7 protein-coding genes are annotated in these 7,331 nt (G+C 69.9%); 4 read left to right on the plus strand and 3 right to left on the minus strand.

The genetic code is table 11. The annotated features are described in order from the left end of the window. Together AC1DYI_RS22105 and AC1DYI_RS22110 are read left to right on the plus strand one after the other, a co-directional pair. On the plus strand, window positions 1-681 hold a 681-nt coding region (locus tag AC1DYI_RS22105; protein ID WP_477206288.1), incomplete at its 5' end, for a sensor histidine kinase. A gap of 9 nt (window positions 682-690) precedes the next feature. Further along, complete coding sequence (locus AC1DYI_RS22110) at window positions 691-1,326, plus strand: response regulator (protein WP_477206289.1); 636 nt, start codon at window positions 691-693, stop codon at window positions 1,324-1,326. A gap of 2 nt (window positions 1,327-1,328) precedes the next feature. Here AC1DYI_RS22110 and AC1DYI_RS22115 read toward each other — a convergent pair whose 3' ends face one another. After that, a complete protein-coding gene (locus AC1DYI_RS22115) occupies window positions 1,329-2,180 on the minus strand; it encodes a lysophospholipase (protein WP_477206290.1) in 852 nt (283 codons plus the stop codon). Next, window positions 2,180-5,593: an ATP-binding protein gene (locus tag AC1DYI_RS22120; protein ID WP_477206291.1), complete on the minus strand. Its 3,414-nt coding sequence runs from the start codon at window positions 5,591-5,593 to the stop codon at window positions 2,180-2,182. The genes AC1DYI_RS22115 and AC1DYI_RS22120 overlap by 1 nt, the downstream gene beginning before the upstream one ends. 121 nt (window positions 5,594-5,714) lie before the next feature. Here AC1DYI_RS22120 and AC1DYI_RS22125 point away from each other — a divergent pair, with 121 nt between their 5' ends. Both AC1DYI_RS22125 and AC1DYI_RS22130 read left to right on the plus strand, forming a co-directional pair. Continuing rightward, window positions 5,715-6,173 (plus strand): hypothetical protein, encoded by a 459-nt coding sequence (locus AC1DYI_RS22125; protein WP_477206292.1) that lies wholly within the window; start codon window positions 5,715-5,717, stop codon window positions 6,171-6,173. A 114-nt stretch (window positions 6,174-6,287) separates the two neighbouring features. Continuing rightward, window positions 6,288-7,133 carry an enoyl-CoA hydratase-related protein gene (locus AC1DYI_RS22130; RefSeq protein WP_477206293.1) on the plus strand — a complete coding sequence of 282 codons (846 nt, stop codon included), beginning with the start codon at window positions 6,288-6,290 and terminating at the stop codon, window positions 7,131-7,133. Here AC1DYI_RS22130 and AC1DYI_RS22135 read toward each other — a convergent pair. Further along, window positions 7,134-7,331: carboxymuconolactone decarboxylase family protein (locus AC1DYI_RS22135; RefSeq protein WP_477206294.1), on the minus strand; the 198-nt coding region annotated here is incomplete at its 5' end. It abuts the gene before it with no gap.

Consider the following 7,331-nt stretch of genomic DNA (forward strand, 5'->3'; position numbering starts at 1 on the left):
CGCCTGCTCGAACAGGAAAAGCAGACGACGCGCAGCCTCGCCCAGGCCCTGCACGACGAGCTGGGCCAGACTCTCGCCGCCATGCGGCTGATCTACGACGCGTGCAACGTCCGCGCCGACACGGCGCCGAACGGCCTGATGAAAAGACTCGATGGCTTGATCACCGAAGCCAACCGCCAGGTTCGCCAGGTCCTCATCGACCTTCGGCCACCGCTGCTCGATGAACTGGGGCTCGCCGCGGCGCTCGACAACGAGCTGCGCCAGCGCGCCACGCTGACCGACGGCGTCGAACTGCAGCTGGACGTGGCGCCAGGGCTACAAGGTTTGCGCTGGACACCCGAGGCCGAATACGCCGCCTTCATGATTGCCCGCGAGGCGGTCCAGAATGCACTGCGCCATGCACGCCCGGCGACGATCCGCGTCCAGCTGACCGGCGACAAGACCGGGCTCACGCTGGCGGTCAGCGACGACGGCTGCGGCATGCCGATCGGCGGCGCGTTGGCAGCACCGGGTCACCTCGGCATGGTTGGTATGCGCGAGCGCGCACTCGCCATTGGCGCCGTGCTCGACATTCAGTCCGCCCCGGGTCAGGGCACGACGGTTCACCTGCGTTGGAGAGAATCGAATGAGCGCGAAGGGCGAGTGCTTTCCATCGACGGCGGGGTGTCCCATGCCTCCTAGAGCGCACCGATGACCAGGCTCTACCTGATCGACGACCACGCGCTGGTGCGCGACGGCCTGCGCGCGGTACTGGAGGGCAGCGGCCACACGGTGGTCGGCGAAGCCGCCGAGCCGACACCTGCGCTGGCCGACCTGGCGCGCCTGAAGCCCGACATCGTGCTGCTCGACCTGAGCCTGGGCGAGCGTTCGGGGTTCGAGCTGCTCGAAGAGTTGCAGCGGCGCAAGATGGATGCACGCGTCATCGTGCTGAGCATGTCCAGCCAACCGCGTCACGTGGCCGAGGCACTGCGCCTGGGCGCGTTGGGCTATGTGCTGAAAGGGTCTCCCAGCATCGAGCTGCTCGAAGCCGTCCAGGCCGTGTCGCAAGGTCGGCGCTACCTGGGACACAGCGAGGCCGAGCTGGCCCTGCGTGGCCTGACCGAAGGCGGCAGCGGCGCCCAGTCGCTGTCACCGCGCGAGCGCCAGGTGCTGGTGATGGTGGCGCGCGGCGCGTCGAGCACGACCATCGGCGAGCAGTTGCACCTGTCGCCCAAGACGGTGGACACCTACCGCAGCCGCTTGATGGCCAAGCTGGAGCTGGCCGATGTGCCGGCGCTGGTGCGCTGGGCCATCCGCGAAGGGCTGGTCGGCCTGGACGAGCGTTGAGCTCAGGCGGGCCGCGGAAATCGCTGGTCCAGCCAGCGGCTCAGCTCCGCAAGCACTTTGGCCTTTTCGGGCTCGTTGAAGATCTCGTGCGAGAAGCCGGGCCATTCGCGCGTGGTCACCACTGCCTGCGGCACGGCGGCGGCGAAACGGGCCGAACCCTCGGGCCGCACGCAGCGGTCAGCGCCGGCCCACATCAGCAGCGTCGGCAGCGCCCAGCGCTCGGCCACGTCCTGCACCACCGGCCCAGCGCCGGCGATGAACTGGCCCAGCAAGCCGCTGATGCGGTCGTGCACCAGCGGGTCGTCGACATAGGCCTTGACCACCGCCGGATCACGGCAGATCCACTCAGGCTTCAACCCGTTGTTGACGCGCAGGTGCGGCAGCACCTTCGGCACCACCGCCAGCAGCGCCTTCTGCACCGCGTTCATGCCCGGGTCCAACGCCGGCGACGACAACACCAACGCATCGAGCGGGCGTGACCAACCTGCCGGCTGTGCCATCAGGCTTTCGGCAACGAAGCGCGCCGCTACCAAGCCGCCCAGGCTGTGCCCCAACAGCACCAGCGGCCCCGACAGTTGCGCGCGCATGGCGTCGACCACCCGTGCCAGGTCCGCGAGCAAGCTGTCGGCCGTGGCGATGTCACCCTGCGCACCGGCCGAATGGCCGTGGCCGCGCTGGTCGTACGCGGTCACGTCCCAACCCTGACCCTGCAGATCGGCGGCCACATGGGCATAGCGCCCACCATGCTCGCCCAGGCCATGGACGATCAGGACCTGACCACGCGCCGGCGGCACCGGGCTCCAGCGGCGCACATGCAACGCGAGGCCGTCTTGGGTTTGTACGAGGGTGTGCATCAGGTGGAGTCTAGTCGCGCAGCCCAGGCGAGCAACCCGAGGTTGACAGGGTTGCGTTCGATGAAACCGCGTCGGAACGACTCGGGCACCTGTTGCTGCACGGTGTCATGAACCCAGCCGACAGCCTGCCGTACGACAGCATTCGCCTCGTCTTGTGCGCCGGCCGATTGCAGCGCCCGCGCTACCTGCCACCACAGCTCGGCCGGGTACAGCGTGGCGGCGGACAGCTGATCGGCCTGGCCCAAGGCCTCGCGCGCGCAGGCGACTGCGAGCACCGTGTCCACCTCACTGGCGCGTTCGGTCAGTCGCACCAGCGCTGCCAAACGGGCGCCGCCGTGGCCGAGCCGCTCGGTCGCTTGCAGCGCTTCGTCCAGCCGCGACAAGGCGTCTGCCGCCGGCAGGTCCTTCGCCTGTTCGATGACCAGCGGCCAGTACAGGTCCGGCCGTCTGCCGTCGGCCAGCAAGGTCAGCGCTTGCTTCAGTAGCTCGACCGCTTCGACCTGCCCGCCGCTACGCTCGCGCGCCAGCCGCGACAGCACCAGCAGACGCCGCACACGCGCCACCAGCGGCGTGTCGTCGCCCGCTCCGACTTTCTGCAGGGCCTGCTGAGCACGCGCGGCCTGGCCCAGTYGCCACCAGCAGGCCGCGCGGTGACCTTCGACCACCGTCAGCAACACCGGCTGCTCGCGCGTCATCACCCGCTCGGCTTCATCCAACGCCGCCAGCGCGCCGGCGTAGTGGCCCAGGCCCAGCTCGCACAGCCCCTGCAACGCTAAAGAAGTGCCGAGCTGCGCGCCGATCCAGTCGTGCTGCGCGCCAAGGTCCAGCGCCCGCTGCACCGACTGGCCGGCATTGCGCAGGTCGCCACGGTCGATGCGGTTGCAGGCCAGGTTCGACAGCCCGCTCATCACCTGCGACCAGTCGCCGATCTCTTCGGCGAACGCGATCGACCGCTCGTGCCACGGCATCGCCTCGTCGAGCCGGCCGCAGTTGTCCAGCGCCACCGCCAGGCTGCCGGCCGATTCGGAGCACTCGGCCGGACTGCCATGCTGCAGCAGCCATTCGGTCGCCTGACGCAAAGGCTGCACGGCATCCTGCGGCTGGTCGGCCATCACCCGCACCATGCCCAGTTCGCTGCGCGCCTGGGCCAGCAGGCGTTCGTCGCCCAGGCGCTCGGCCTCGGCCACGCAGGCCTCGGCGCGCTCGGCCAGCCGGTCGACATCGCCGCGGTGGCCAAGCAGGTGGATGCGCATCAAGGCAGCCTCGAGCCGCTGTGCCGCGCTCGCGGCCAACCGGTCCAGCCTGTCGCACAGCGCGTGGCCATCGGCGATGTCGTAGTCGATGCCCAGGTGCAGATCGGTCGCGCCAAGCACCGCGGCAAAGGCTTCTTCCTGCTCGCCGGCGTTCGCCAGGATGTCGGCTCGCCGCAGCAGGAAGCCCAGTTGCTCGTGGCGGCGCGCGCACTGCCAGGCCGCATCGGCCGCCTGGCCCAGCCACGGCAGCGCACGCAAGGGCTGGCCGGCGGCCTGCCAGTGATCAGCCACCCGAGCCGGCGCCACCGACCGCGTCGCTTCGGTTTCCAGATAGCCGGCGATCCGCGCATGCAGGTGACGCGCGATCGGCGCCGGCACACCATCGCGCACCGCCTCGAACACCAGGTCGTGCGCAAAGGCCTCGTCGCTCAGCACCTGCGCGGCTTCGAGTGCCTGCCAGTCGTCGGTCAGGTCCATCACCGGCCGGCCCAGCACCGCGGCCGCCAGCTCGACGCCGAAGTCAGCGCCCGCCACGCTGGCCACTCGCGCCAGCGCCAGCGCACCTGCCGGCAGTTGCCCGAGCCGCTCGCCGATCAGCGCGCGCACGTTCGACGGCCGCGCGCGCAGCCAGTCCGCCACGTCACCGGCCAGGCGCTGCTCGGCCCAGGCCTGCTTCAGCGTCTCGAGCAGGAACAGCGGGTTGCCGCCGGTGTGCTGGCGCAACGCTGCGCCGGCGGCCGCGCCGCTCAGGCCCGGCAGCTCCAGCGAGTCGACCAGCTCGGCCAGCGCCGCATCGTCCAGCGGCACCAGCGGCAACGGCCGCAGGCGGGCCTGGGCGATCAACTCCTGCCGCAATGCGGCCAATGTGCTGCCCTCGACAGCCGGACGGCTGGCCAGTGCCCAGCGCGGGGCCGGCGCATCGGCAGTGGCCACCGGGCTGCGCAGGATCCAGTCACGCAGCCAGTCGAGGCTGGCCTCGTCGGCCCACTGCAAATCGTCGACCAGCAGGCCGGCAAAGCCTGGCGCCTGCGCGCGCCATAACGCGTCCAGCGCTTCGGGCAATGCTTGCTCATGGCCGCCGCGCGGCGCGGCCACCGGGCCCGCCGCGATCGCAGGCAGCAGCTTGGCCAGCTCACGCCGTTGCGCCGCATCGAGCCGATCGGCGGCCTGCTCGTCGTGGCGGTGCAGTGCGTCAAGCCAGCGGGTCAGCGAAGCCAGCGGTACGCCCGCGTCACCAGGCCGTGCTGCCACCAGCACCGTGCCGGGCCGCGCCTGCGCCAGCGTCTGCATGAGGCGGCTCTTGCCCAGGCCACCCTCACCTTCGACCAGCACCACCTGGCCGAGGTCCCAGCCTTGCAGCAGCGCGTCGAGCACGGCAGCACGGCCCACCAGGCGCGGCGGTCGCAGCACGCTGGCTGGCAAGGCAGCACCGCCGGACGCGGTCGGTCGTGCATCCGCCCCTGCCGCCTCGATCGTCGCCAGCAGTTGCCGCGTCTCGGCGCCAGGCTGCGCGCCGACCTCGTCCTTCAGCACCTGTTCGCAGCGGTCGAACGCGAGCAGCGCCGCAGCCCGGTCGCCGGCCAGGTAGTGCAACCGCATCACCCGCCGATGCGCCTCTTCGGACAGCGGCTCCAGTGCCAGCAGCTCGTTCGCATGCGCCAACGCACCGGCCCAGTCGTGGGCGCGCTCGGCCATCTCGCACAGCTCGACGAGCGCCAGCCGCATGCGCTGGCGGCGCTGCTCGCGCTGCAGCGCCAACCACTCAGCCAGCTGCCCGGCGGCGCCGGCATCGAGCCCGCCCAGCAGCTCTTCGGCATCGACCAGGTCGTGGGTCAGCCCAGCGGCCAGCGCGAGCACGGCCTGGCCCTCGACCAGCTCGACACCGAGTTGACGCTTCAGCTGGAACAGGCGCTGGCGCAGCGTATTGCGCGCCGCGGCCGGCTCGCTGTCCGGCCACAGCAGCTGGGCCAGCTTCTCGCGCGGGGTCGGGCCTTCGAGCGCCAGCCAGCACAGCATCAAGGCGTCGCGCGCGGCCAGCGGGCGCAGATCGCCGTCGCGTTTGAAACCGGGAGAAGCGGAGGCCAGCAGCAACTGCGCCGCTCCGGTGCCAGGCTCAACCGCTGCCTGGCCAAGCGACGAAGACGTTGTCTCGGCACTCATAACGGCATCCTAACGGAGCGATTTCTACAGTGCCTTCACTGGCTGACGGAGATCGATCGAATGACCGCCCCAAGGCCAGTCCACCCGATCCTTCTACTTCGTTTTTCAGAGAGGTAACCCCATGAACACCCAACTCATCTCCGCCCTGGCCCTGACCCTGGCCGCCGCCGGCGCGCAAGCCGCCCAGACCACCCGCAGCGCCTGCAGCGTCGACGGCAGCGGTGGCGGTAACGTCATCTCGGCCCACCCCGAAAACGGCTGGGTCGCCGTGACCGGCATCAGCAAGGTGCTGAACAACACCACCGGCGCCGCCAAGCAGGCCTACATCACCTTCACGGCCGATGCCGGCGTGGATGCCGATGCCGAGCTGCGCCTGGCCTTCTCGGTCGACGGCGGCTCGCCGTTTTATGCCGGCCCGCAGAACCTGGCCAACAACACGCAGTTCTGGGCCTCGCGCAGCACCGTCGCCGTGATCTCGGTGCCGCCCGGCAGCCACACGATCCAGCCGATGTGGCACGTCAACGGCGCCAACGGCAAGCTCGGCATCCTCGACGACCGCTGCATGATCGTCACGTTCTGAGGTCGCAGTGGGTCATCACCTTGGGAGTGCGGGGGAACAGATGTCCCCCAGGTGATGTCGACGAGGGAGTGGAAGCGGTTAGCCTTGCGCGATTCCAGTCGTCGCGAGGCCACCATGACCACTCCCTCTACCTATTTCGACCTGCAGCTCGACAGCGCCAGCGGCATCGCCCGGCTGACACTGAACCGGCCCGAGCGGATGAACACGATGGACCCGGGCTTCTTCCCGGCCCTTCGCGACGCCGTCCGTGCGCTCGACGACGCCGGCCAGACCCGCGTGCTGGTGATCGCCTCGACCGGCAAGCATTTCTCGGCCGGCATGGCGCTGGACGTGTTCGCCGGCGCCAACATGCCGATGCTCGACCTGTCGACCTCGCGCAAGCGGCAGGCCTTCCAGACTGGGCTGCGCCGCCTGATGGCCTGCTTCGACGCGATCGATGAGGCGCGCTTCCCGGTCATCTGCGCGGTCCAGGGCGGGTGCATCGGTGGTGCGCTGGATCTGGCGGCTGCCTGCGACATCCGCTTGTGCACCGCCGAAGCGTTCTTCACGGTGCAAGAGATCCACATCGGCATGGTGGCCGACCTCGGCTCGCTGCAACGACTGCCGAAGATCGTGCCGCAGGGCGTGGCGCGTCAGATGGCCTACACCGGCGAGCGGGTCAACGCCGAGCGGGCTTTGGCCATCGGCCTGGTCAACGCCGTGCTGCCGGACGAAGGCGCGTTGATCGCCCATGCACAAGAACTGGCCGCGCAAATCGCCGCCAAGAGCCCGCTGGCGATCGCCGGCAGCAAGCTGGCGTTGAACCAGGCGCGTGACCACGGCACCGCCGAAGCCTTGTCGCAGATGACGCTGCTGCAAAGCGCGATCTTCGACATCGGCGAAATGGAGAAGGCGATCACGGCCTGGAAGCTCAAGCAGCCGGCGGCGTTCGAGCCGCTGGCACCACTCGAGAAAGGCTGATCAACGCGCCGCGCGGCGCAGCGGCACCGCCGGGAAATCGACCGGCACCGCGAAGGCCACGTTCACGTAGTTGGTGAACAGGTTCAGCGCGACGTGGGCCAGGATCTCGACGATCGCTTCGTCGTCGAAGCCTGCCGTGCGCAGAGCCTGCACGTCGCCGTCGGCAACCTGGCCACGCTGGTCGACCAGCTTCAGCGC

The organism is Ideonella sp. P3_A4, from assembly GCF_056403075.1.

Coding starts and splice junctions, on each gene's coding strand:
- AC1DYI_RS22110 (WP_477206289.1), top strand. CDS start 691: ATGACCAGGCTCTACCTGATCGACGACCACGCGCTGGTGCGCGACGGC.
- AC1DYI_RS22115 (WP_477206290.1), bottom strand. CDS start 2,180: ATGCACACCCTCGTACAAACCCAAGACGGCCTCGCGTTGCATGTGCGC.
- AC1DYI_RS22130 (WP_477206293.1), top strand. CDS start 6,288: ATGACCACTCCCTCTACCTATTTCGACCTGCAGCTCGACAGCGCCAGC.
- AC1DYI_RS22125 (WP_477206292.1), top strand. CDS start 5,715: ATGAACACCCAACTCATCTCCGCCCTGGCCCTGACCCTGGCCGCCGCC.